Origin of the sequence: Paracoccus sp. P2 (assembly GCF_046335115.1) — a bacterium.
In the GTDB taxonomy this organism is placed as follows: Bacteria; Pseudomonadota; Alphaproteobacteria; order Rhodobacterales; family Rhodobacteraceae; genus Paracoccus; species Paracoccus pantotrophus.
In genome coordinates this window covers 114610-138778 of the sequence record NZ_JBGOSN010000004.1, presented here as the reverse complement: position 1 = coordinate 138778, position 24169 = coordinate 114610, and the positions used below count along the sequence as shown (strand labels likewise).

At 62.8% G+C, this 24169-nt stretch carries 30 protein-coding genes and 1 pseudogene; 9 read left to right on the top strand and 22 right to left on the bottom strand.

Annotation, left to right across the window (positions count from 1 at the left end; translation table 11 throughout):
* Positions 1 to 91 precede the first annotated feature (91 nt).
* Positions 92 to 1144, bottom strand: a complete 1053-nt coding sequence (locus tag ACDP63_RS04185) for an ABC transporter ATP-binding protein (RefSeq protein WP_409927771.1) — start codon at positions 1142 to 1144, stop codon at positions 92 to 94.
* Positions 1141 to 1989, bottom strand: a complete 849-nt coding sequence (locus ACDP63_RS04180) for a MurR/RpiR family transcriptional regulator (protein WP_409927770.1) — start codon at positions 1987 to 1989, stop codon at positions 1141 to 1143. The genes ACDP63_RS04185 and ACDP63_RS04180 overlap by 4 nt, the downstream gene beginning before the upstream one ends.
* A 142-nt stretch (positions 1990 to 2131) precedes the next feature.
* On the opposite strand from ACDP63_RS04180, the gene ACDP63_RS04175 reads away from it, so the two are divergent.
* Positions 2132 to 2794 carry an ATP-binding cassette domain-containing protein gene (locus ACDP63_RS04175; protein ID WP_409927769.1) on the top strand — a complete coding sequence of 221 codons (663 nt, stop codon included), beginning with the start codon at positions 2132 to 2134 and terminating at the stop codon, positions 2792 to 2794.
* Positions 2791 to 3594 (top strand): ABC transporter permease, encoded by an 804-nt coding sequence (locus tag ACDP63_RS04170; protein ID WP_409927768.1) that lies wholly within the window; start codon positions 2791 to 2793, stop codon positions 3592 to 3594. The genes ACDP63_RS04175 and ACDP63_RS04170 overlap by 4 nt, the downstream gene beginning before the upstream one ends.
* A 104-nt stretch (positions 3595 to 3698) precedes the next feature.
* Here the strand turns inward: ACDP63_RS04170 and ACDP63_RS04165 are convergent, their stop codons facing one another.
* The 16 genes from ACDP63_RS04165 to ACDP63_RS04090 form a co-directional block, all read right to left on the bottom strand.
* Positions 3699 to 4145, bottom strand: coding sequence for a CopG family transcriptional regulator (locus ACDP63_RS04165; RefSeq protein WP_409927767.1), 447 nt, complete (start codon positions 4143 to 4145; stop codon positions 3699 to 3701).
* A gap of 4 nt (positions 4146 to 4149) precedes the next feature.
* Entirely contained in the window at positions 4150 to 6135 is a 1986-nt protein-coding gene (locus tag ACDP63_RS04160) for a conjugal transfer protein TraG (protein WP_409927766.1), read from the bottom strand.
* Between the two features lie 23 nt (positions 6136 to 6158).
* Positions 6159 to 7898 carry a relaxase/mobilization nuclease domain-containing protein gene (locus ACDP63_RS04155; RefSeq protein ID WP_409927765.1) on the bottom strand — a complete coding sequence of 580 codons (1740 nt, stop codon included), beginning with the start codon at positions 7896 to 7898 and terminating at the stop codon, positions 6159 to 6161.
* Positions 7899 to 8141: 243 nt separating this feature from the next.
* Entirely contained in the window at positions 8142 to 8900 is a 759-nt protein-coding gene (locus ACDP63_RS04150; RefSeq protein WP_409927839.1) for a lytic transglycosylase domain-containing protein, read from the bottom strand.
* Between the two features lie 8 nt (positions 8901 to 8908).
* Entirely contained in the window at positions 8909 to 9244 is a 336-nt protein-coding gene (locus ACDP63_RS04145) for a DUF736 domain-containing protein (protein ID WP_409927764.1), read from the bottom strand.
* Positions 9245 to 9312: 68 nt separating this feature from the next.
* The gene (locus ACDP63_RS04140; RefSeq protein WP_409927763.1) at positions 9313 to 9858 is read right to left on the bottom strand and encodes a S26 family signal peptidase; all 546 of its coding nucleotides are present in this window, start codon (positions 9856 to 9858) and stop codon (positions 9313 to 9315) included.
* Positions 9855 to 10340, bottom strand: coding sequence for a DUF2840 domain-containing protein (locus ACDP63_RS04135; protein ID WP_409927762.1), 486 nt, complete (start codon positions 10338 to 10340; stop codon positions 9855 to 9857). The genes ACDP63_RS04140 and ACDP63_RS04135 overlap by 4 nt, the downstream gene beginning before the upstream one ends.
* Positions 10337 to 10591 carry a hypothetical protein gene (locus ACDP63_RS04130; RefSeq protein ID WP_409927761.1) on the bottom strand — a complete coding sequence of 85 codons (255 nt, stop codon included), beginning with the start codon at positions 10589 to 10591 and terminating at the stop codon, positions 10337 to 10339. The genes ACDP63_RS04135 and ACDP63_RS04130 overlap by 4 nt, the downstream gene beginning before the upstream one ends.
* Positions 10588 to 11331: a DNA-methyltransferase gene (locus tag ACDP63_RS04125; protein WP_409927760.1), complete on the bottom strand. Its 744-nt coding sequence runs from the start codon at positions 11329 to 11331 to the stop codon at positions 10588 to 10590. The genes ACDP63_RS04130 and ACDP63_RS04125 overlap by 4 nt, the downstream gene beginning before the upstream one ends.
* Complete coding sequence (gene parA, locus ACDP63_RS04120) at positions 11328 to 11981, bottom strand: ParA family partition ATPase (RefSeq protein WP_409927759.1); 654 nt, start codon at positions 11979 to 11981, stop codon at positions 11328 to 11330. Before parA ends, ACDP63_RS04125 begins: the two co-directional genes overlap by 4 nt.
* Positions 11978 to 13153: a replication initiator protein A gene (locus ACDP63_RS04115; RefSeq protein WP_409927758.1), complete on the bottom strand. Its 1176-nt coding sequence runs from the start codon at positions 13151 to 13153 to the stop codon at positions 11978 to 11980. The genes parA and ACDP63_RS04115 overlap by 4 nt, the downstream gene beginning before the upstream one ends.
* A 16-nt stretch (positions 13154 to 13169) precedes the next feature.
* Positions 13170 to 13451, bottom strand: a complete 282-nt coding sequence (locus ACDP63_RS04110) for a helix-turn-helix transcriptional regulator (protein WP_409927757.1) — start codon at positions 13449 to 13451, stop codon at positions 13170 to 13172.
* Between the two features lie 141 nt (positions 13452 to 13592).
* A complete protein-coding gene (locus ACDP63_RS04105) occupies positions 13593 to 14033 on the bottom strand; it encodes a DUF2285 domain-containing protein (protein ID WP_409927756.1) in 441 nt (146 codons plus the stop codon).
* Positions 14034 to 14139: 106 nt separating this feature from the next.
* Positions 14140 to 14364, bottom strand: coding sequence for a transcriptional regulator domain-containing protein (locus ACDP63_RS04100; protein WP_409927755.1), 225 nt, complete (start codon positions 14362 to 14364; stop codon positions 14140 to 14142).
* A 112-nt stretch (positions 14365 to 14476) separates the two neighbouring features.
* The gene (locus ACDP63_RS04095) at positions 14477 to 14752 is read right to left on the bottom strand and encodes a DNA -binding domain-containing protein (protein WP_409927754.1); all 276 of its coding nucleotides are present in this window, start codon (positions 14750 to 14752) and stop codon (positions 14477 to 14479) included.
* 98 nt (positions 14753 to 14850) lie between these two features.
* Positions 14851 to 15099, bottom strand: a complete 249-nt coding sequence (locus ACDP63_RS04090; RefSeq protein WP_409927753.1) for a multiprotein-bridging factor 1 family protein — start codon at positions 15097 to 15099, stop codon at positions 14851 to 14853.
* Positions 15100 to 15260: 161 nt separating this feature from the next.
* On the opposite strand from ACDP63_RS04090, the gene ACDP63_RS04085 reads away from it, so the two are divergent.
* Positions 15261 to 15473 carry a helix-turn-helix domain-containing protein gene (locus ACDP63_RS04085; RefSeq protein ID WP_409927752.1) on the top strand — a complete coding sequence of 71 codons (213 nt, stop codon included), beginning with the start codon at positions 15261 to 15263 and terminating at the stop codon, positions 15471 to 15473.
* A 202-nt stretch (positions 15474 to 15675) separates the two neighbouring features.
* On the opposite strand, the pseudogene ACDP63_RS04080 reads toward ACDP63_RS04085, so the two are convergent.
* The 4 genes and pseudogenes from ACDP63_RS04080 to ACDP63_RS04065 all read right to left on the bottom strand — a co-directional run bounded on the left by ACDP63_RS04080 (position 15676) and on the right by ACDP63_RS04065 (position 18681).
* Positions 15676 to 16717, bottom strand: a pseudogene (locus tag ACDP63_RS04080) (IS110 family transposase).
* Positions 16718 to 16886: 169 nt separating this feature from the next.
* Complete coding sequence (locus tag ACDP63_RS04075) at positions 16887 to 17672, bottom strand: ImmA/IrrE family metallo-endopeptidase (RefSeq protein ID WP_409927751.1); 786 nt, start codon at positions 17670 to 17672, stop codon at positions 16887 to 16889.
* On the bottom strand, positions 17672 to 18112 hold the full coding sequence (locus ACDP63_RS04070) for a hypothetical protein (RefSeq protein WP_409927750.1): 441 nt from the start codon (positions 18110 to 18112) through the stop codon (positions 17672 to 17674). The genes ACDP63_RS04075 and ACDP63_RS04070 overlap by 1 nt, the downstream gene beginning before the upstream one ends.
* Positions 18109 to 18681, bottom strand: coding sequence for a hypothetical protein (locus ACDP63_RS04065; protein ID WP_409927749.1), 573 nt, complete (start codon positions 18679 to 18681; stop codon positions 18109 to 18111). The genes ACDP63_RS04070 and ACDP63_RS04065 overlap by 4 nt, the downstream gene beginning before the upstream one ends.
* Positions 18682 to 18838: 157 nt before the next feature.
* On the opposite strand from ACDP63_RS04065, the gene ACDP63_RS04060 reads away from it, so the two are divergent.
* From ACDP63_RS04060 to ACDP63_RS04035, 6 genes are all read left to right on the top strand, one after another.
* Positions 18839 to 19117, top strand: a complete 279-nt coding sequence (locus ACDP63_RS04060) for a hypothetical protein (RefSeq protein ID WP_409927748.1) — start codon at positions 18839 to 18841, stop codon at positions 19115 to 19117.
* Between the two features lie 17 nt (positions 19118 to 19134).
* Positions 19135 to 19392 carry a hypothetical protein gene (locus ACDP63_RS04055; RefSeq protein ID WP_409927747.1) on the top strand — a complete coding sequence of 86 codons (258 nt, stop codon included), beginning with the start codon at positions 19135 to 19137 and terminating at the stop codon, positions 19390 to 19392.
* Positions 19393 to 19640: 248 nt separating this feature from the next.
* Positions 19641 to 20882, top strand: coding sequence for a nucleotidyltransferase (locus ACDP63_RS04050; RefSeq protein ID WP_409927746.1), 1242 nt, complete (start codon positions 19641 to 19643; stop codon positions 20880 to 20882).
* A gap of 131 nt (positions 20883 to 21013) precedes the next feature.
* Positions 21014 to 21376, top strand: coding sequence for a hypothetical protein (locus ACDP63_RS04045; RefSeq protein ID WP_409927745.1), 363 nt, complete (start codon positions 21014 to 21016; stop codon positions 21374 to 21376).
* A complete protein-coding gene (locus ACDP63_RS04040) occupies positions 21342 to 22523 on the top strand; it encodes an HNH endonuclease (RefSeq protein WP_409927744.1) in 1182 nt (393 codons plus the stop codon). Before ACDP63_RS04045 ends, ACDP63_RS04040 begins: the two co-directional genes overlap by 35 nt.
* Before the next feature lie 568 nt (positions 22524 to 23091).
* Entirely contained in the window at positions 23092 to 24036 is a 945-nt protein-coding gene (locus ACDP63_RS04035) for a transposase (protein WP_409927743.1), read from the top strand.
* The last annotated feature ends 133 nt before the right edge of the window (positions 24037 to 24169 follow it).

Sequence of the window (24169 nt, the reverse complement as noted above, 5' to 3'; positions counted from 1 at the left end):
GCAACTATTTTTCGGCGTCGGCCTGCCCGGCTGCCTGCGCAGGCCACCAGCAAGGAAGGCGGCAGGAGTCGAGAAAATCTAAGCCTTTCTGTCAGAATACGAATACTTGCTCGGGGGCCACGGACACACGCGCCTTGTCGCCGGCGCGGAGGCGCTGGCGCTCGGTCGAGCGAATTTTCAGGGGCTCGGAAATCGCTGCTACAGACAACCTGATCTGCTCGATCTCGCCCATCAGGGCGCAATCCACCACCGTGCAGTCCACGCCGTCACCCTTGCAGTGCAGACGGAGGCACTGGGGCCGGATATAGACGGTCGCGGTGTGGCCATCGGCGAAGCCCGGCGCCGCGAACCGGCCGAGCGGCGTTTCGAGGAATCCGTTCCAGCACGCGCCCTGGACCTTGTTGAAGGTCGAGAAGAATTCGGCGGCATAGGCATTCGCAGGCCGGTCGTAGAGGTCGCTGCCTGTTCCGGCCTGAACGATCCTGCCGGACCGCATCAGCACCACCCGGTCGCCAGAGGAAAGGGCTTCCTCGGGATCGTGCGTCACCATGATGACAGTGGTGCCGAGCTCCCGCAGGAGCGCGATCGTATCCGCACGGATGCCATCGCGCAGCCCGCGGTCGAGGTTGGAGAACGGCTCATCCATCAGCAGGATTTGCGGTTGCGGCGCAAGGGCGCGGGCCAGGGCCACACGCTGTTGCTCACCGCCGGAGAGCATGTGCGGAAACCGCTGCGCCAGGCGTTCCAGACCGAGCCTTTCGATGATTTCCCGGCACCGCGCCCGGGCTGCGGCGCGATCGAGGCGTTTCAGGCCGAACAGGATGTTGTCCGTCACGCTCAGGTGGGGAAACAACGCATAGTCTTGGAACATGAAGCCGATATTGCGTTCCTCGGGCTCGACATAGGCATGAAGCCCGGACATCTCGCGGCTGTCGAGCAGGACGCGCCCATGGTCGGGCCGCTCGATGCCTGCAATGACACGCAGAAGGGTGGACTTGCCGCAACCGGACTGCCCGGCGAGGCAGATGACCTCGCCACGCGCCACGGATAGCGAAACATCCTCCAACGCCGCCACGTTGCCGAACCGCCGGGAAATCCCATCAAGGGCAAGATAGGGGTGAAAATCTGATCCTTGCGCGTTCATTCTTCCTCATCCGCATCGAAATCCGTCCGCGTGGCACGGCGGGCGGTCCGCGTTGTCTCCCGAAGGCGTTCCAGCTCCCCCAGAGCGGTGATCGCAGTCTCACGGCCTGTCGTCGCCAGCCCCAGCAGGAGCATTTCAAGACAGGCAACCGTGGGGCCATGCAGGGCAACGCGCCCGCTGCGCCCCCTGGGCACCGGGAGAACCACGGTTGCAGCTCTGGCAGTTTTTTCGTCCGGCGCATCTGTGACCAGAACGACCGGGATCTGCTGGCGGCGTGCCTCGAAGATCGTGGCCTCGGCCTCCCGATAGGACTTCCCATAAGCCAGCATCAGGACGGCATCGCCAGCTTCCAGATCGAGCAACTGGTCGGCAAGCGCCGCTCCCATCTGGTCCAGAACAAGCTGCCGACGACCTTTTCGCCGCAATCGGGCCGCGAAATAGGCCGCGATATGCGCGGTTGGCCCCACGCCAAAGACGGCGATCCGCTCTGCAACATGCAAGACCTTCAGGGCCTCCAGCATGACGCCGCGCAGCGGACCCTCACGCAGCGCCGCCAAGGCATCAGCGAGCGAGGCTACCACCTCGTCCATCGCGGCTTCTGCGCTTTCACCGACATCGGCCCAGGTTCGCGTCAGATTGTCGGCTGGCGCGTTCCGCCCGCTATAGGAGGCCGCGAGTTCGGTTCGCAGATCCTGGAGCCCGTCGAAGCCAAGGGCCTGGACCGCCCGCACGACTGTCGCGTCCGAGGTTCCGATTGCCCTGCCGAGATCGAGGGCCGAGAGGGTCAGAACCTCGATGCGGTTGGCCTCGATGAACTCCGCTACCCTCTTGAGAGAGGGCGACAAGCGATCGCGGCAGCGCGCATGGCGTTCCGCGAAAACATCTCGTGTTCGTGTCGGTTCTGTCCGTCGCGGGCTCGACATAGCGCGCTTGCGTCTCCAATCCGGCAAATGTAGCGTTTGTTACCTTACAAGCAGAAGAAAGCGGATGCTACCTCTTGCCCAACAAAAAGAGTCGGATTGCGTGATTGCCGGGCCGGATGCGGCGGAGCCGCTGATCGTCGAGGACGTGTCCATAGGGGAAGGGTTTCCGCGCTATAGTCTGACCGTCGCACCCGGAGAATGTGTTGTGCTGACCGGGCCTTCCGGGAGCGGCAAGAGCAGGCTCCTGAGGCTGATTGCCGATCTCGACCCGGGATCGGGGACCGCCCGGATCGGCAGCCTGGTGCGGGAAGTCGTCCCCGCGAATGCCTGGAGACGGACGGTGATCTATGTTCCAGCCGATTCCGGCTGGTGGGCTTCGCGTGTCACCAACCATATGTCGGATGAAGCGAGCGCGCGGCGCCTGTTCCCGGACTTCGGCCTTTCCGACAAGCTGATGGACGCCGCGCCGGAAGAGGTTTCCAGCGGGGAGCGTCAGCGCCTGGCCCTCATCAGGGCCATGATCCTGCGGCCCCGGTTCCTGTTGCTGGACGAGCCGACCTCGGCGCTCGATCCCGCGACGACGCTCATGGTGGAAAAGGTTCTCGCGCGCGCGAAGCAGGATGGCGCGGGCCTTCTGGTGGTTTCGCACGATCCCGAACAGGTCGCCCGCCTTGCGGACCGCCACTATGTGCTGTCGGACACGGGCCTGACCGAGGTTGCACCATGACACCGATCGACCTGTCCCTCACCGACCTGCTGGTTGCCGCCCTCAGCCTTGTGCTTGCCTCCGGTCTTTCGCTGCTCCTTGCGCTCAGGGTTCACGGAGCGATGGCCATCGCTGCATTGCGGATGGTCGCGCAACTGGTCCTGGTCGGGCTGATGTTGCGCTACATCTTCGCGCTCTCCTCGCCCGTGGTCACGCTGTTCTTTGCCACGGTCATGATCCTGGCCGCGACCTGGGAGGTCTATTCCCGGCAGAAACTCCACTTCCGCGGCTGGCGCCGCTTCGGTCTCGGCGGCCTGCCGGTCGCGATCGCGACCATGTTCGTGACCGTACTGGCGCTTTCCACAGCCCTTCGCGAAGCTGCCTGGCTCGATGCGCGACACACGATCCCGCTTGTCGGCATCATTCTGGGCACGGTGATGAGCAGCACCAGCCTGGCGCTGAATACGATGCTCATCAGCATCCGGCGCGAGAAGCGGGCCATAGAGGCCCGTCTGTCATTGGGGGCAGACAGCAGCCTCGCCTTGCGCGAAGTCCGCCTGTCGGCCACGCACAACGGGCTGATCCCCGTCATCAACCAGATGGCGGGCGCGGGCATCATCACCCTGCCCGGCATCATGACAGGCCAGATTCTGGCGGGGATGGACCCCCTGGACGCTGCCCGATACCAGATCCTGCTGATGCTTCTGCTTGCAGGGGCGGGTGCGCTCGGCGTGATCCTGGCTACGCAGCTCTGCCTGTCCTCTGTAACGGACAAGCGGCACCGTCTCCGACTCGACCGTTTAACAGAGAAAGGCTGGTGATTTGCCTGCTGATGGCTCAGTTTCTTGCGCCCTCAGTCGTACCGAATCGTCGCAAGCAGCCTTAGTCCTGCTCCAACTGGAGCATGTTTCTTTGCTGACGCGCACTACTTGGCAAAGCCTGCTGCCCGCGCTGGTCTATCTATATCCTCCGACACCTCCTGTGAGAGCTTCGGCCCTTGGGCAAGCCGCCGCCCGAGGGCCGTGATGAACGCCTCATATCGCTCACTCACCTTGACACGGGCGGCCTTCGCAGCGGGCTCGGGCAATGTCGGGGTCGTCGCAAGCCAGAAGCGGATGAACACTGCCATGGTCTCGACCGAAATCCCGACATCACGTTCGACGCGGCTGAGACGGCGATCCATCTGGTCGAGGCGTTTGGCGACGACGGCCTCCCGCCGCTCTGCATCATCGGGCGAGAGAAAGGATGCGATGGCGGCTTCGGCGATCATCGACTGCGACCGATCCCGGCGCGCGGCAAAATCCGCCAGAGCCTTCTCAACCTCCGGGTCGAGATAGACGGTGAACTTCCGCTTCTTCGGATGAATGGCCATGCCGCTAGAGCTCCATCCCATCGTTGGGGTCCATCGAGACCTGGCGGGCGATGCTCTGGACATGGCGAACCATACGCCGGGTCTGGACCGCCTCTTCGTCCACGTCATCGCCGAGGCCGGCCTCGAACTCGTTCTCGATAGGTTTCTTTTTCTCGACCGGCTTCACGCGGTTGAGTTCCGGTTGCAGCCTGCGCTCGGATTCTGTCGGGTCTTCATCCTCGGCCTCCCCCGGCATCGGATCCTCCGTCCCTGCCGGCCGTGACGGGATGGGCAAGCTCGTCCAGTCATCGGGATGTGGGTGTGCCGGCGGTTTAAGCGCCGGCGGCGGCAAAAGCCGCTCTCGGAACCGCGCATCCTCGAAATACCGCGCCTTCTTCGCCTTGATCGGCGGGATGCCTGCGACCATGACGATCTCTTCGTTGGGCGGAAGCTGCATGATCTCGCCGGGCGTCAGCAACTGGCGGGCGGTTTCCGACCGTGATACCATCAAATGGCCGAGCCAGGGCGAAAGCCGGTGCCCGGCATAGTTCTTCATCGCCTTCATCTCGGTCGCGGTCCCGAGCGCATCGGACACCCGCTTGGCGGTGCGCTCGTCGTTGGTGGCGAAGCTCACGCGGACATGGCAGTTGTCGAGGATCGAGTTGTTCGGCCCATAGGCTTTCTCGATCTGGTTCAGCGATTGCGCGATCAGGAAGCTCTTCAGGCCATAGCCTGCCATGAAGGCCAGTGCGGTCTCGAAGAAGTCCAGCCGCCCGAGCGCCGGAAACTCGTCGAGCATCAGGAGCAGCCGATGCCGCCCGGCATTGGCCTGCAGATCCTCGGTCAGGCGCCGGCCGACCTGATTGAGCAGCAGACGCATCAGCGGCTTGGTGCGATTGATGTCGGAGGGCGGCACGACGAGATACAGGGTGGTCGGCTCTTCGCCGCTGACGATATCGCTGATCCGCCAGTCGCAGCGACGCGTGACCTCGGCCACCACCGGATCGCGGTAAAGGCCAAGGAACGACATGGCGGTGGACAGGACACCTGATCTTTCGTTCTCGGATTTGTTCCTCAGCTCGCGCGCGGCGCTGGCAACGACCGGATGCGGTCCCGCCTCGCCCAGATGCGGGGTCTTCATCATCGCCCGGAGCGTGGAATCCACCGGACGTTTTGGGTCGGACAGGAATTTGGCGACGCCTGCCAGCGTCTTGTCGGGTTCGGCATAGAGGACATGCAGGATCGCGCCGACCAGAAGCGAATGCGAGGTCTTTTCCCAATGGTTGCGCTTGTCGAGGCTGCCTTCGGGATCGACGAGGATATCGGCGATGTTCTGGACGTCCCGCACCTCCCATTCCCCGCGGCGCACCTCAAGGAGCGGATTGTAGGCAGAGGATTTCGGATTGGTCGGATCAAAGAGCAAAACGCGGCCATGGCGCGCCCGAAAGCCCGAGGTGAGCTGCCAGTTCTCGCCCTTGATGTCATGGACGATGGCGGAGCCGGGCCAGGTCAAAAGTGACGGCACCACAAGGCCAACGCCCTTGCCGGATCGGGTCGGCGCGAAGCACAGCACATGCTCCGGCCCGTCATGGCGCAGATAGTCCTGATCGTAACGGCCCAGCACGACACCGTCGGGATCGAGCAGCCCCGCCGCCTTGATCTCGGGCCTTTCCGCCCATCGGGCCGAGCCATAGGTTGCGACGTTCTTTGCTTCCCGCGCCCGCCAGACCGACATGCCGATCGCGACGGCGATGGCGATGAAGCCACCCGATGCCGCGATGAGGCCGCCCTTGGTGAAGACCGTCGGCGCATAGGCTTCATAGAAATACCACCACCAGAAGATCGCCGGCGGAAAATAGATCGGCGTTCCGAAGAGCTCGAACCAGGGCGGGCCGAGCTGGGCCTGGTAACCGAGGCTCCAGGCGACATATTGCGTCGCGCCCCAGGTGGTCGCGAGGATGATCAGGAAGACGATGGAGATCTGTCCCCAGAGGATCTTTGTGGCGGACATGGGTTATTCCTTTCCGGATGCTGTCAGAGACCGAGGCCGCGCTTGCGACCGAACTCCCAATCCACCCCGCCATCATCGCGGGCGACGCCGGAGACATGACGGCCGATCTGTTTGTCGAGAGAGGGCGACCAGGGCACGAGTTGGAAGCCGAGGCCGTCATCGATCATGGCGAAACGGCCCGAGGCGAGCGCGAAGCGTTGGCGATAGGAACCAGCGACATATTCCCCGCTGCCAGCGCGATTGAACGGCAACCCGGTCTCGGCGGCGAGCTTCTCGCCAAGGGCATCGACCTCGCGCTGGCGCAGCGTGGTGAGCAGACGACGGGCAAAGACGACCCGCCCGCCCTGCCGCTCGGCAAAGCCCTCCCCGATCAGGGCCTCGGCGCGCTCATCCATGGCCTGACGGACTTCGGCGCCGAAGCCGCTGTCGGAAAGCGCAATCGGATCGCGGGCGATGGCCTGCCGGTCGAGCCAGGTCGCCCCCGAAGCCCCGACCTGCGCGCCGAGATCGAGATCGGAACGAACGGCGAGCGCCACGCGGCGCGTGCCCTGCGCATCCTCCCAGGCCCGAAGCTCGACGATGGAACCCGGCGGGCTGTCACCGGCGGCATCCAGATGCGAGAGCCTGATGTGATGGCTGCGCCCGTCCACGCCATCGACCACCGCATAGGCAGTGCCTTTCAACTCGTCATCGAGGCCGCGCTCGACCAGACGACCGACGACAGGCACATCGAGACTTTCGCCGGCAAGGACATAACTGCCAGAGCCGCGCTCGATCCCGCGTTCGGTCAGGGCGCGGTGCATGCGCTTGATGATATCGCCGCGTTCACCCAGCTCGCGCAGGACTGTCTCGGCCTCGGGCCGGATCACCCATTGCGCCGGGCCGACCTGATCGGCGAGGCCGAGGACTTCGAGGGTGCGGAGCCGGCCGACCTTCAACGTATGGAATTCGTCCTGCGGTCGGTCGGCATGGGGCGCGAGATCGACGACACCGGACTTGCCGGCATCACGGAGCAGCTGGCGGTCGAGCTGGGTCCAGTGCTCGGCCTCGACCTGACGTTCCAGATTGCGGTGAATCTCGATGTCGGTGCGCGGGCCGAGTTCCTGCGTGACGAGATCCTGAGCGCGGGCGCGCATCCCCTCTTTTATATAGTCCCGCGAGATCACCAGGTCCTGGCCGTCATCTGTGCGGCCACGCAGAATGATATGGGTATGGGGATTGTCGGTGTTCCAGTGATCGACCGCGACCCAGTCGAGTTTCGTGCCGAGATCCTTCTCCATCTGCGCCATCAACTCGCGGGCATGCTCGCGCAGGTCGATCATCTCGACCGCATCCTCCGGCGAGACGATGAAGCGGAAATGGTGCCGGTCATCCTTGCAGCGTTCCGCGAACGCGCGGGCATCCATGTCATCCCCCTCGGGACCGAAGAGATGCGCCTTCTCCCCGTCACGGGTCACGCCGTCACGGCCGAGATAGTTCAGATGGGCCGCAAGAGGTGCAGAGCGCGCGGTATGGCGGACGACGCGGGTCTTGATCACGACATTACGTGACCGCCCGGTCAACATCCGATTGGCCTGAATGCTGGCGCGCTGTCCCCGACCAAAGCGCGAGCGGTTGCCGCCGGTCACCTTACCGGAGCGGGAGACCCGGCCACCGGCTTTCTGCGCGGCCGCCAGCGCCTGGGAGATAAAGGGACGCGCCTGCTGCGCCCGCGTCGAGCGGATACGCCCCGGGCGGATGCGGAACTCGCTGTCATCGGCCATGGGTCAGCCCCGCACAGTGCAAAGCAGAGAAGAAAATCAGGGAGATGGCGGCGAAACGGACGGTGCGCGCCAGCGCCGCACGGTGCGGAACGCGCCAGAAATCCCTGCAAAAACAACCGCCCGACCGTCGCGCACCGTGCGCCTTTTTATCTCGCCATCCTTCGGTCGTGGTGCCAGCCGCGACCCTCTGCGCCCTCCATGACACGCCAGCGCCCGATGGGATGCGAAGTGCGGTGCCGATGCTCATGGCCGGTGCCCTCCAGCATCGCGGGCGACGAACAGCCCCTCCGGCTGCAAGGCGGTGAGGGCTTCCGGCGCGGCCGGGACGAGCGAAGGCGCATCGTCCGGTGTTCGGTCGGGTGACGCGGGATCGGCATTGGAAGCGCCGATCTGCTGCGCCACGAAGATCGCGGCCTCGCGCCAGTCGCGCGGCGGTGTGACAGCCGATCCGCCGTCGGGAAGGTCTTCACCGAGCAGGATCGGCGTCAGTACCGCGACATAGCTGCGGGTCTCGGCCGGAAGCGGGCGTGCGGTCGAGAGGTATTCGTCGTAGCGCCCGGGGCCGGCGTTATAGGCCGCAAGCATCGCCGCGACATTGCCGTAGCGATCCCACATCTCGCGCAGATAGGCCGCGCCCGCGAGGATGTTGTCGCGCGGGTCATAGGGGTCATCACCGAGGCCATGTCGGATGCGCAGTGCCGCCCAGGTCTCGGGCATGACCTGCATCAGCCCCATCGCTCCGGCGGAAGAAAGCGCGCGCAGATCGCCCGCGCTTTCGACGCGCATCACCGCGATGATCCAGGCGGCCGGGATGCCGAACCTCTGCGCTGCCTCGGCGATATGGGCACCCTGCGGATGTACGACGGTGGCTGAATGCGGTGGATCGGTCTGCGCCAAACCCTGGGGTATCGCGGTGGTTGCCGTCAGCAGGCCGGAAAGAAAGAAGAGGAGGATGCGGCGGCGCGCGCCGCATCTCCCGATCATCTGGCGGGTGCAGGACATGACCGTGGTCACTCCTGCTCGTCGCGCTTCTTCGCGCGGGTCCAGCGCAGGTTCCAGTCGCGGCCTTCCTCATCGGACTGGAACAGCCGGGCGCGGATCTGCTGCGGGAACACCGGGTCGTCGAGGATGACAGAGATATACGGACCCGCGCTTTCGCCGGTATGTTTCCAGCCCGCGCCGACTTCCGGTCCATCCTCATCGCCAAGATGGATACGATAGGCGGGCGCCTTGTCGGATTCAGCGTTGTCGGTCGGAACGAAGGTCAGGTCGACGTCGAGCGAGAGGGTGCGAACCTGCCCGGAATAGCCGGAGGCGGTGCGGGTAAACTGGCCGATCTGTGCCATTGGAGGCTCCTTTCAAATGCGGTGGAGAAGGTGCGGGACGGCGCTACCGCCCCGCTCTGGACGCGCCGTCACCGCATCGGCGCGCGCCAGACAAAGCGGCCATCGCCGTCTTCATCGGTGTAGAGCGGGGTGGCCCGTCCGATCACCGCCGAGACGGGAAACGGGCCGAAGTAGCGACCGTCGAGGCTGTCGCCGACATCCGGGTTCATCAGGAAGACCTCGCCCCCGGCGATGATGCGGCAGCCCTGCCAGACCGGCAGGTCGCGGCCGATTCTGTCGCGGTCGCGCGCTTCGCCATGCAGAACGCCGTCGACGGTGATGACCTGGCCGTCGCGGCATAGCCGCTGTCCGGGCAGGCCGAGGACGCGCTTCAGAAGCGGCACGTCGCGGGCGACGTAGCCGCGTTCGGCCATGAAGGACGCAAAGGGTTCGGGCGGCATGACGGCGACCAGGTCGAAGAGGTCGATCCGCTCTGTGGGCACGACGGTGTAAAAGCCGATGGGCACGCTGGCCGAAACGTTCCAGACCAGCCGTGGCGCGGTCGGAACGAATCCTGCGATGGCGATCCCGAGCGCGGCGGCCACCGTTGCGATGACATAGCGGATGCGGGTCATGGGCTGATCTCCCGCCGCCGGAGCCATGCGCGATGGCGCGCAGCGGTGTAGGGTCGCGGCGCTTCACCTGCGCTCATCCAGTGGCCGACGTGCCACCAGTGATCGGGATCGACCTCGGCCAGATCGATGCCGCCGGCCTCGATCCCGTCGATGTGGCGAAGGACGGATTCGACCTTCGGCCAGCCGTCGATCTTCAGGAGAATCTCGCCGCCGGGACAGACGCAGGGCAGCGTTTGGCAGGGCTCGCCCGGTGCCACCCCGCGCAGGATGTGGAGGCGCGACATGATCGTCCCAAAGTCATTCGCCGCCCAGCGAACGAAGGCGAAGATCGTGCCAGGACGGAAGAAGACATGGCGGCGATTGTTGTCGAGGATCTGCGAGCCTGCCTCCTGGCCGAACCGGATCCAGTATTCGGTCCTGCCTTCGATCCAGGTCAGGTCCACACGGGTCAGATCGGCCAGATGCGCGTCGATGGTGATCATGGGCGCTCTCCCGATGCATCGGGAAACTCGCGCGCCAGCAGTTCGCGCAGCATCTCGGCGACGGTGACGCCACGCTTGAAGGCCGCAATCTTGATCCGCCCGCGCAGCTCCGGCGTGATGTCCACGGTGAGCCGGGCGGAGTAAGCTGTCGCGACTCCATCGCGCGCCGGCGGCGCGTCACCGGCCTTGATCCAGCCCTCGGGATCGGCCGGGCGGGTCGCGAAGCCGCGCTTGTCAGACCGGCCGGTCATGGCGCGCCTCCGTCATTGAACGGCAGCACGGTGGCGAGGCGCGCCCGTGCGCGGTCGGCCATGTCGGGGTCGATCTCGCAGCCGATATAGCGCCGGCCGGACAGTCGGCAGGCTTCCCCGGCCGCGCCGGAACCGGCGAACCAGTCGCCGACGAGGCCACCTTCGGGGCAGCTCGTACGGATCAGGATTTCCAGCAGCGCCGAGGGTTTCTCGGTCGGATGGATGGCGCGACCGTGGCAGTTGCGCAGAGTGATGACCGAGCGCATGAGGCGCGGCCCGCCGTCATGGCTGACGTAGTGGCCAGCGTCGATCTGGCCGGTATGGGGCGGGCGCTGCTTGCGCCGCACCGTCCGGGCCGTGGCGTCGGGCGTGGTCTGGACATCGTTGTAGATGTCGCGCCAGGCGGCCTCGGCGGGATAGAATTGCACCGCCAGTTCATGCACCCGCTTGAAGCGGTCGGCATGGAATCCGCTGCCGTTCTGCTTCTCCCAGACGATCTCCTGCGCGAGCCGTAGGCCAGCCTCGGTGAAGCGGTCGGCGGTCGCCATGAAGCTGCGCAGCGAGCCGAAGACCCAGAGCGAGCCGGTCGGTCTAAGGGCGGCGCGCGCCAGCGCGACCCAGCCCTCGACACGCCGATCCCAGGCGAGCGAGGTGTCGCCATAGGGCGGATCGGCAAGGATCATGTCGTAAGGCGCATGCCAGGGCATCTCTTCGCGGCAATCTCCGGTGAGGATCGTCATGGTGCGATCCTCCCGATGCCCAGTCGAAGAATCTCGGCGGCGAGCGCGGCGATCTCGCGCGCCGCAGGCGACTGGTCGTCGATTTCGCGGGCCAACCGCCCGGTCTGCGCGGCGTCGGCGAAGACGACGCGCTGGCCGATGGTGCTGGCGAGCACAGGGGGATCGTGATCCGCCAGCGCCTCGGCCGTCTCACGGGCGATGACGGTGCGCGCCCCGCGGCGGTTGAGAACGAAGCGCGCGACGAGCTGGGGCCGGTAGATGCGGGCCTCCGCCAGGAGGGCGAGCATCTCGGCAGAGGCCCAGCCGTCGAATGGCGATGGCTGCACCGGGATCAGCACGAGATCGGCGGCGAGCAGCGCGGAGCGCATGAGACCGGCAACACGCGGCGGGCCGTCGATGACGATATGATCTGCGTCACGGGCCAGATCAGGGGCTTCACGGTGCAGCGTATCACGCGCCAGGCCGATGGTGCCGAAGGCACGGGGATGGCCTTCTCGCGTGCGTTGCTGCGACCAGTCGAGGGCAGAACCCTGCGGATCGGCGTCGATCAGGGTGACGCGCTTTCCATCCCGCGCCAGTTCACCGGCAAGGTGCAACGCCAGTGTCGTCTTGCCGACACCACCCTTCTGGTTGAGGAGCGCGATGATCATCGGCCCCCTCCCGGCAGATCGAGGGGCAGATGGGGCGCGTCGGTCTTGTCGACCTGCTTTTCATTGCCCGGATCGGCTGCCGGTTTGCGGGCCGATTCCGGCTTCGATGCGCCCTTCTTTGCAGAAATTCGGAGGCTTCTGGCGGTGTCGCGGATGAGCTTTTCCACATCGCCCACGCGCCCTTCAATGTTAGAGTCTTTGTTAGACTCTAAGTTAAGGGCGCGATTTTGCGAATGACCACGGTGGGTTAACCCCGGTTTCGGTTCCCCATAGCACGTGACCCCGGTTCCCGATGGCACGTCTCTCCGGGTTCCCGATGGCACGACGGCATTCACAGGTTTTCCACAGGGCGAGGCGGGCTCGAAGGCCAGCAGAACGCGGCCACCGATCTCGGCTTCCAGAAACAGGGTGTATCCGGGCAGCGGCTGACGCCGGATGATGTCGCGCAGCTCGAAGGAAAAGCGCTTGAAAGGCGACAGGCTGCCGGATTTCGAATGCAGATGCCGGAAATCGAACCGCCATCCGGTTCTCTGGCGGCCACCATGCTTGCGCACGATGCGGTAGAGCCAGCGTTCCAGGCCCCCGGTCAGCTCGAAATATGCCGGGTCGATGGTCAGCACGAGGGCATCGTCCAGAACGGCCTGATAGAACCAGTCCGGCACGATCATCTCGATCCCGTCGGGGCGACCATCGCGCGTGCTGCGCTCCTTCCATTCGTTGATCCAGGAGAAGCGATGGCGCCGGCCTTCCACCGGCTGACGGATCGTGGTGCTGACCGTGGTGGATTGCAGCCGATCAAGCGCCGCCCTCAGGCGCTGGTAGTCGCGCATCGAGGTGCCACGACCGATGAAGCGGAGAATTTCATAGGGGGTCGCGGCCATCAGCCGCGATGTCCGCAGCCCGGAATCGCGGGCCTCGACAATCTGGCTCGCCGCCCAGATCAGGATGTCGGCGTCCCAGATCGTGGCCATGCCATGATCGGGAACCGCCTCGACCCGGATGGTGACATTGCCGGCGGCGAAGTCGATCGGCGCGATGCGTCGGGATTTGGCGAGGGAAAAGAAGGGATAGGCCATGAGATCCTGTGCGTCTCTGGGCGCGAAATCGCCGGGCAGCGCCCTGAAGATGTCAAGCTGCCCGCGCTCGGAAGGGGACCTGCGTGGCGCTGCCATCGGAATCTGCGGAAGCTCAGCGCGCGCAGCTTCTGGCCTGGTGGCCGGATAGCTGCGGGTGGCGTTTGGCGGGCAGCACCGCGCCGCGCGGATCGGAGGTGGAGGTCACCGCACCGCGTTCGGTCCAGGCTTCCAGATCGTCGATAGCGTAGACGACACGGCCGCCGAGTTTGCGATAGGCCGGGCCGGTCCCATAGGTGCGGTGCTTCTCCAGGGTCCGGGCCGAAAGGCTCAGAAACTTGGCAGCATCCTTGGTGCGCAGAAAGCGCGGCGGCAAAAGAACGGGTTCGTGCGGCATGGGGTAGACCTCCGTGATGCTCGGGACGGTCGCTGCGGATCAGCGACGGGCAACGACCACGGTGGCGAACAAGACGCGGCGATATGCAGGGCGAACTTGGGGGGTATCGAAATCGCCCACCGCCCGAGGTTGGAAACTGCGCTAGCGTGGGCGGCGATGACGCAGCAGCTTTCGATAACCGCCCGCAATCATGCCACGGGCCTCGCGCAGCAACGCCTTGACAGCGTGGCGGGCCGAGGAGGCCTGCCATTCGTCCCGGTCGAGCACGCCGGTGTTCAGGATCACCTGCGCGATTTCCTGCTGGGTGGCGCCTGCGCGGTGGCCGTCGAAGGCCCGCAGCATGCGCCGCAACCTCGCGCGCTGCTGCCGGGTCAGGCGGGTATCGTGCGGGATCGCGCGATCATGCAGGGCACAGAGGAGCCGATTGACGGACTCGATCCGGTCGAACCCGTCGAGGCTAAACGGGATAAACGCGCCAGCGACCCTGTCGCCGCCGGCTGTGCAGTCGAGGATCGGAATGATTTGCCCGTTGCCGAGCGCGAAGCGGAAGGCGGCATCGGCGTTATCTTCCGCGCGGTCCATACGCCGGATCTGCGGGATAATCCCAGAACCGTCTCCGAGCTGGGACGGAATCTCCGTCAACACCACAACGCTGGTGTCTGCGTGAGGAAGCCAGAGGACCGGGGCTTCAGGAGGCGGCAGAAGAGGATCGACGGGGAAATCGCAACCCCCACCGCTGCCGAATGCGTTCGGTCAGCGGGTCTGGATCTCCGCGGGCGGAGACCGAGGCTTCGAAATCGGCGTCATAGGCGTCGTTGCGGCGCAGCCATTCCCATGCCACGTCGGATGCCGTCAAAGCATCCAGATGGTCATAGTCCGCCGAAGAGCGCCAGATTGATGCGTCTGGGATCATCACAGCCTCCCGAGTGTTTTACTGGGAATTTGGGATGATCAGGATTCCCCGGCAGGTTGCATTGGGGAAGTCGGGTGCAGGTTGTCAGGTGATGCGTGCGGCGCATCACGGGTCAGGTCTTGCGCTGGCTTTCGGCGACGAGCTGGCGATAGCCCTGCTCGGTCATCCAATGCGCGCGGGACAGATGGGCGTCATGGATGGCACGGCAATGTGCGGGATCATTTTCGGGATCGAGCCCAAACAGGATCTGCACGGCTTCACGCCAGTCAGCACCATCGCGCTCTGCATCAAGCAGGCGCATATAGAGCTTCATGTGGTCCCGGTCATAGGCCGTGAGCCTGTCGCTGGCCGGTGGTTCGTCGAGAAACTTCTGTATGGCCTTTCCCATCACGTTCTCATCACCGCTGGTAACGAATTTGTTAACCATCTCTGCCGAGAGATAGCCATTCTTTTTGACGAGACCCGGTCGTCACCGCGACGGTGACGCTACGGTCCTGTGTTGCGGCTTTCGTGAAGCAACAACACACCCTCGCCCTTGTCGGTTGCCAGAAAAACGATCCCCGTCGCCTCAAGGGCCCGGCGCACCTCATCGCGCGTGGTCTCGAACACCTCGAGTCCGTTTTCGGATTCGAGGCGCTTGAGCGCGGTCAACGATACTCTGGCCTTGTCAGCGAGCGTCTCCTGTGTCCAACCCAAGAGCGCACGCGCGGCCCGGGATTGGCGAGCGGTGATCATACATGATCACCTCCCATCCGGACCTGCACGCACTCCAGAACTACGACTTCTCTATTCGGATCACGTCATTTGCGCGACCTCAAACTCCTCGTCGCAGCACTTTTACATATTATAGTTGATAAACTTATAGTATGTAAATCGCGATCTTCCTGCGCATGGACATGCGCAAACTGGTCGGCCGGAATCTTGCCCGCCTGCGTCGGGAGAGAGGCCTGACGCAGGAGGAATTGGAGGTGCGCTCCGGTCTGAGCCAGCAGTATCTCAGCAGTCTGGAACGCGGACAGCGCAACCCGACGGTGATCACACTCTACGAGATCGCGCAGGCGCTCGAAGTCAGCCACATTGAACTGGTCAAGCCAGACGGTCAGGACTGACCAGCACTCCCGCGAGGATCATGCTTCTCTTCGAGGTCGGCACGTGGCCGCCACAGGATGGGATCAGAGGAGCCGGCGGAACAATCTATTTTGCGACATCGCGGCAATAGTTCGCAGCGGTCAAGTCGTATTTGCGCACTCGCCGTCCCCCGTCCCCTCGCGGGGAGGTGCTTCGGTCAGGGGTCACCTGGCCGAACTCGCGTCATGGAGAGGCAGGCTTTCGCCTTTCCCCCCAGTCGAACTCTGTTCCATCGATCCACATGCGATGCAGGATCACGGCAATCCTGCGCGCGAGTGCGACGATGGCCTTCTTGCGGCCTCGGCGCCGGGCCACCTGCATGGCCCATGCCTTCAGCGCCGACCACCGCTTCACCCTTGCGAGCAAAACCTGCGCAGCCTCGTAGAGCAGGCTGCGCATCATTGCGTCGCCCCACCGGGAGATCCGGCCCGTTCGGTCGACCTCTCCCGACTGCCGCTTGCGAGGTGTCAGGCCGAAGTGGGCACCGACCGTTCTGGACCTCGTGAAACGCGAAGGAACATCGACGGTCGCCCGGAAGGTCAGTGCGACCATCGGCCCGACACCCGGGACCGTCATGAAGCGCCGGGTCAGTTCGTCTTCCCGCGCCAGGCGGACCAGCAGATCGTCCAGGCGGTCAAACTGCTCCCATAGTCCGCGTCTTGCCAGGAGCAATGCGTCCGAGATCCGGTGCAGATCTGTGTCTGCGGTCAGTTCGCGAACGTGCGCTTCAAAGTCTCGTCTCGTGACCCTGCCAAGATGGTAGCCGAAATCGCGGATCAATCCCCGGATTTCATTCTCGACATCCTGCAGCTTGTTCCGCAGCAACTGACGAGCGGCGAGAACGGCTCGCAGGCGGCGGCTGGTCGCCGTCTTGACGTGGACGGGCTTGAACAAGCCAACCCGCATCATCTGTGCGATCCCTCGCGCATCATGCCGATCGGTCTTGTTCAACTGCGCCGCCAGGGCAGCTTTCATGTGGCGGGTTTCGACGCAAAACCACGGCAAGACCGGCTTCAGCGAGTCCGCCGTATATGTGCTGCGAGAGCATCCCGGCCTCCAAGCCGACGCGAGCGACAGTGAATGGAAGCGCCAGAACATGACGCGCGATGTCGTCTGGCTGCGACGACAGCTTGGCTTCATGAACGACCTTGCCGTCCCCATCCACCGCGCAGAGGTTGACGCTCCGAGCCGAGACGTCCAACCCGATGAAGTGATCTTCAGGCATACCGAACCCTCCAGAATCAAGGACCGGCATCTCTCATAGGCTGTTTTTAGGCGCTTTTGTAAACTACGGCTAATTTAGTCGTTGTTGTCGGTAAGCAGCAGCGTCTCATGATGGATTGCGACGACGCGGGAGCCACCAACCTCCGAAAAAATCAATCTTTATGAAAGCTCTATCGACCATACCGCCGCGTGTCCTGATCTTCAAACATGCGCTCGTCGCAGAATACCAGCAGAGTCAGAGTCTCGCCAGGGCCAGTCCGAATGGTCTGCTCCTGAATCTCAAAACGATCTGCACCAACGCGGTCGAACCAAGCATCCGCCCCAATTTTCCGAAGGATCGGGCCGTCCGGATCGGCACCAAACTGGATACCAAAGGCATAGCTCTCCGCGTCTAGATTATCCTGCGGGAACCACCGATCAGGCACGCTGCGGGATCGGACGAACCATTTCCGACCTTGCAGCCCATGGCAAACCAGCATGGCCGGGGCGAAGTCGGCTTCGACCAAACGGATAGCTGTCGCCGTCTGGCTAGCATCGAAAGCGTCGGCAAGAGCCTTGATCGAGGCAAAGTTCAGCTTCTTCTGCGCCTTTGCCAACGGGCGGAACAGATAGTTCGGCATGAGGAGATCGGCCGCGTACCCGTCAGCAGTTCGTTCGGGAGAAACCGTCGATCGCGGGCGATACTCCTCTACCCGGCAGGCAAGGCAACGTCCCCTGTGGTGGTGCCAGTGACCCAGTTCATGCGCGATCGAGAATCGTTTTCGGCGCCACTGACTCTTGGAATTTACAGTGATGATGGCGCGATCCGCCGTCCCGACGATCCGGGCCTCACAACCATCAAGAGGCCGGTATCGGACACGCGCATTGACATGATAAGCGATTGCCTCAAGGTCGATCTCGGCCGGGTCAGTTACACCCAGTTCCTGAAGGAGCAATTCGGCAGGAGACAGCCGCATTAGTATTTTCCGGCGTCATCGTTGTCTTCCAGCAGGCCCAGTTCGGCCAGCTCTTCCAGCATCCCCAGAACATCAGCATCCGAAAGCTCGTTTTCCTTGCGCGCTGCCAAAGTCAGACCAGGAATAGTATCAGCGCGTGCTAAAACGGCTCGAAGGCGCGTTCGCGCATCTGCAATATTCACGACGTTTGCGGTCTGCTCCTTTGGAACGTGACGGCTTGTGGCAGCCCCAGCCTTCGCAGATGCCATCCGGGCTTTATTCACCGTAAGCAGGCTCTTCTCGAACAACGCCCGCATCTCGACCGCGTTCTGATCCGGGTCTCCACCATCCTCTCGGAACTCAGCAATAATCTGCTCGTCAGACACGTTGAAAATGTCCTCGGCGAATGCACCAGCTAGCCGGTCGAACGGCCGGCCGGCCCTATCGTCCTTTCCGGTCATGGCTGCCATCCTGCGGGATACCTCTTGTCGATCCGGCGGCGGATCAGCTTACGTTTGGAATCGTAGGCCGTTCTATCGAGACCGGTCAGCTCTCGCAGTTCCTCCGCCGTCATGCCCTCCATGGTGCCTTCCATGATATCCTTCGCTGCCGGGTCGTCATCGAAAAGCGCGAGCAGATCGGCGCGCATCCGCGCCTCCTGCTCCGCCTGCACGATCCGGTCCTCCACACCCGGTGTAGGGTCCGGGCAACTCAAGGCTGCTGCAGCGCCGCTTCCGCTCTCGATAGGAACGAGGGTGGGACGGCGTTCAGCTTTTTCACGCTCACCATCCGCGATGCTGCGCATGGCCTCGGCCAGAAACCGCACCACATCCACATGTGCCGGACAGATCCGGCTGCCATCGAGCGCGCGAATGAAAGCCTCCTGCAACAGGTCCTGGGCCGAAATGGTGGGACGTGCATAGTAGGCGGCGACCCTCTTCAACCGCACCCAATCGGCGGCCGAAAGGCCTCGGATCGCTTCGACGATCTCGACTCTGCTTCTGGCGGTCGCGGCTTCCTGCAAACTCACACCTTCCGTCCCCCTTCGCTCTCCTATGCGGGAGAGCGGCCCCTGCGCGGACATGAGACGGCGGATGTCCGGGACGCCCTTCGATGTCCGCATAGGGAGTCGAGGCGCATCAGGGCCGGTTTCCGGTCCACGTCGCGACACCGACAGGAGAACAGAAATGATCTACGCGATCAACTATGACCTGAAGCGGCCGGGTCAGAATTACGACGAGCTGCATAAGGCTATCAAGAACCTCGGGGACTGCTGGCACTACCTCGGATCGACCTGGCTGGTCGATACCAATCTGAACGCCAAGGGCGTCTGGGACCGGCTAGCCCCCCACGTCGACAAGAACGACCGCGTCCTCGTGATCGGCGTCACCCGCGACTATTCGGGCTGGCTGACCCAAGATGCCTGGGAATGGATCAACAGCCGCCTCAACAGGCTGGCGGCCTGAGAGAAGGAACGAGGCAGATGCGTGTGCAAGGTGCGGTGATCCGCGAGCAGGGTCAGACCTTCGCCGTCGTGGTGGTGAAACCCCATGTGGTGCAGAACAGCGTGGCGGCCACCGACGCGATCCGGGGCTTCGCCCCGGTCTTCGGCGTGCCGGTCGTGCTGATGGCGCAGGACGGGCGCGGCCGGCCGACCTATTACGGCCGGCCGGACATCGCCCGCTTCATGTCGCGGGTGCCGCTGCGGTCGATCCCCTGGCGGGAGTATACGATCAACTGAGAAGTGCCCTGCTCTGTCGGCAAACAAGGGTGCGGATGTTTGTTTGTCGTACTCGTAGCGAACAGACCCTTGGGAGCGCGGAGAGACTCCCCTTCCGTCACCAAGAAGTCGAGAAGATGGACTGGATCAAATCAAGAACAAAAAACCAGGCATGGTGTTGATCGATGATATCGATGCCTATATATTGACGTACGGCACGGCGATTGAGGGAGGCAGTCGAACGAGCTCGGCAGCAGGAGGAGTTCTCGATGCCCCTTGATACAACTGCACCCGGGCTGGACGCCCTGCTTCTTGCCACGGTTCTCGGAATGGAACTGAGCCCACGCGACCATCAAGTTGCGGGCAAGCGCTACCAGCTGATCCCCGAGTTTCTACAGAGGCCCACGGGCCGTATGCGCTTCTACCTCGAAACTGCCTTGGTCTACCCGCAAGGATCTCGAGCGATTGGCGCTACCATCGTCCATGGTGCGGAGGACGACCGGTTCGATCTCGATGCCATACTGGAGTTCGGCACACCGTTTGGGTGGACGCCCCGGATGGTCTTGGATGAGCTTCACGAAGCGTTCCAAGGCTTTCCAGACGTCCGCAAGATCGAACGTTGCACCCGCTGTATCCAACTTCAGTTTGCGTTCATGCACCTTGATGTGACCCCGATGGACCCAGCGAAGGCTCCTCGCGCGGAGCGCGTCGGCGACATCTATCACAGTCCTGATGATGGACCAGATGCAAGATTTGCCGTGAACCCCTACGGTTTTGGAGGCTGGTTCCGGAGACGGGTCTCGATGCCGACGATTGCATTCCAGAATCAGGTCCGTGATCTGCGCGCTCGTCTACAGATCAGGGATCGATTGGTGTCCGGTACGGTCATGATGGCCTCAGAAATAGACGAGCTGCCCGAGCCCATTGATCCGATCCGCGATGCACCGCAGGTTATCGCGCTCAAGCTGATGAAGCGCTACTTGAACCTGCGATATGCCCATCGGGATATGAGGCGTCCGGTCTCGATTTATCTCTCCAAAATTGCCGTCGAAGTGCCTCCGAGCGCTTTTGGAGTTTGCGCTCAGCTAGAGGCGTTTGCTCAAGAACTTGATCGCCGGATGGCTATTGCCCTGGAGACCGGCCGCCGACCCGAAGAGCGTAATCCGGTATTCTTGGAAGAGAACTTCAACGATCGCTGGCCTAAATCCAACCACGAAATGAGGGTATTCCGCGCTGATCTCCAACATCTCTTGGCCGAGTTGGCAAAAGCCAGAAGTTCCGAGCTTACCGACATTCGGAAAATCTTTGACGGACTCTTTGGCGAAAAGGTAAGCGAACAGGCAGTTCACTCCTACATCGATGGTCTACCTACCGTGGCTGCCCCAAGCGTATATGAACGCGGCAAGGGATTCGTTGCCGCACCTGCTCTTCTGGCACCGACTGCTAAGAAGGCCGCAGAGGTATCGAGAGCGCCTGCCCACCATTTCCATCCGGGCCGACTGAAGCGATGATCAAGCGCACGAAGCCGAGGTCAACCCAATCTCAACTTGGGCGGATGGAGAAGCGATGGCCTGAACTCAGGCCACGTCTCGCTCATGGCAATCAGCTCCTTGTCTGGGTCGGGCCGCTTCGTGGTTTCCAGATGAGCTACACAGTACAGATCCAGTGGGAATGGCAGAATTCCAAGGCTGTTCCCCTCGCCTTCATCTGTGAGCCGAAGCTGCGGCCCCGCGAAGGAGAGGACTTCATCGACCTCCCGCACCTTCGCTACAATAGCGACAAGCCTGAGGACTCGGCGCTCTGCTTGTACGACCCTGATACCGGGGAATGGAAAAACACCATGCTGATCGCTGATACCACGGTCCCATGGGTCTCAGAATGGCTCCATTACTACGAAATCTGGCACTTGGATGGAACTTGGCATGGAGCTAATGCGCCAGGCCCTATTTCCATTCGCGAAATGATGGCACTTGAACTGGACGAGACTGATGGCGCGAGGACGTAGCCCTTCACCGGTCACACGGATGGTCGTTTGGGGGCGCGCTGCCTGTAGGTGCCAGTATCCCGGCTGTGGAAAACGGCTCGACGGCGATCTGATTACGGGCGATCTCAACAAGAACCACGCCTACCTCGCGCATATTATTGCATCCGACCCGGCGTTTTTGCGGGGGGATCCGGTTCTTTCCCACCAGTTGTCAGACGATCCTGACAACTTGATGCTGATATGTGATCCTCACCACAAGGAGATCGATGACCCAAAAAAAATCGACCGATACACAGTCGCAGCTCTGCGTGAGATGAAGCGGACTCATGAAGAGCGTGTTCATCGGCTTATGTCGAATCCAACTGCTTCGGCAGCACACATACTTCGCATCAGCGCTACGATTGGTGACAATGAGACTGCTGTACCTCTCAAGGCTTGTATTGAAGCAATAACGCCTGACTTCGTGTTGGCAGATCGACACCCGATCGACATCAAGATCAGGGGGATGGACCACAAGGATAGTGACCCAACATACTACCCAACCGAGATCAATAACCTCAGGACAAGATTTGAACGTGAGATCCGAGGTCGGTATCGGGATGGTGATCTGGAACACCTCGCAATTTTTGGGTTCGCGCCGATCCCGATCCTGATAGAGTTGGGTCGTCTGCTTTCAGACATTTCGGAGGCGACTGTCTACGGGCGGCATCGTGAACCAAAGCCTGGCTGGGCCTGGCCAAACGATGCCGAGCAGCTAAGCTTCGACCGGACCGTTGGGCGATCAGGTCCGAAGAAGGTGGCACTCAAGTTGTCTGTTACCGCGGAAGTTTCTGATGACCGTGTCCTTGCGGCGTTTCCTGGGCAGGATATATCGATCTGGGAGATTCGTAGTAACCGTTTTGGTGCGAATGAACTGCGGAATCAGGCCGATTTGACAGGATATCGGATACTGGTAGGAAGGGTATTTGATGAAATACTGATCCAGCATGGATCAGATGTCGGCCTTGCTATTTTTCCTGCGGTTCCGACAACTTGCGCCATTGAGCTCGGTCGCGTCTGGCAACCCAAAGCGCATCCAGCCTTTGATATCTATGATCAGACCCAGGCCCAAGGCTTTGTTCTCCGGCACAGAGTAGGGATGGAACGGGAAGCTCTCACAATAACATGATTGCCAGAAACTAGTTGATTGAGGCGTGCTTCAAGCGAAGCACTCGAATACCCCATCTATTTTAGTCGTTTCTACTCACGGCGCCAGCCTGTTTCTGCGCGAAATGTCCTTGTCTTACGACACGGGAGCATATCCCGGTGCATCTGATTCGGTTGCCGGCTTCTCGGCCCGAGCCGACACGGCGCGGCGGATGGAATGGGATGCCTGATTACCCGGGAGAGGAGGATGGGTTTGGGAAGGAGGGCGAGGGAACCGTCGCCTCCTTCCCAAGGGTGGGTTCAAGGGAGGGGCTTCAGCCCATATGCGCTAACTTAAGGTGTGGACAGGCCGTAACTATCCGTGATTCATAAGGTGGATGCGAACGACTGCTTCCATCGATCCTGATTGGTCCGCCCTGCTATCGAAGCTGGAGCGGGTCATTGATCTCGGCGCGACCGCGCGAACAACCAGGGCGCTTATGCGGCGCCGCGGCGTTGGTGACGCCGAGACCCTGCTGCGGCTGGCATTGGCTTACGGACCCGGCGGCATGAGCTTGCGCTCCGCGGCAGCCTAGGCTGGTCTGAACGGCGTGGCGGCGATTTCCGATGTTGCGCTCTTGAAGCGATTGCGCGGATCGGCCGACTGGCTGGGAGACATCGCCGGAGCGTTGCTGCGCAAGGCTTCGGATACGGGAAACGCCGCCGTTGCGCGCCGCCTGCGGATCGTCGACGGCAGTTCCATCTCGCGGCCTGGCAGCGCGGGCACGGATTTCCGGCTTCATGCGGCATATGAGCCGGCCCTTGCCCGCTTCACGCATCTGGAACTCACCGATGTCCACGGTGGCGAAAGTTTCTCGCGCATACCCGTCGCTCCGGGCGACATCGTGCTTGGCGATCGCGCTTATGCCCGTGCTCCGGCGCTCCATGAGGTCGTGTCCGCCGGGGCGGACTTCATCGTGCGTATGGCCTGGTCCAATGTCAGGCTCACGTCGCTCGATGGCCGGTTGATCGACTGGAATGCGATTTACGGCACGATGATGCCCGGCGACGTTTGCGAACACCAGGTACGGGTCGAATATTCCGGCCCCGGTTGCAGACAGCGAGGCAAGCCGCTGTTCCATGCCCGGCTCATTGTCCGGCGCAAAGACGAAGAGGCGACGGCCCGCGCGGAGAAAGCGACCCGCCGGCGGCATCAGAAGCGTGCGGATGGCAAGTCGATGCATCCATTGACGGTTGCGACTTCGGGCTTTCTTCTCCTGTTGACGTCGATGCCGGTCGACGAAATGACCGCCGAGGATGTCTGGAAAACTTATCGGCTGCGCTGGCAGGTCGAGATCGCCTTCAAGCGCCTGAAGAGCGGCCTGGGCATACACAGACTGCCAGCCAGGGACGAGCGCCTTTCGCGAAGCTGGCTCATGGCACATCTGATCGTGGCGCTATTGATCGACGAGGCCGTCACCGATGTCCTCGACTCTCCCCCCTGCGAAGACGACATTTCGTGCATTCGGGTCACTGTCGCTGTGGCGGCTGCATAGCCTCCTGAAGCATACGATCCTCTCTGCGATACTGACGGTGCGGGCGGCGAAGAAAATCTCCAGGCGTTTCTCCGCCGTCATGCGGCATATCTGCGATCCGCCGAGACAGCGGGAAAGCCAGGCAACCGCCGCC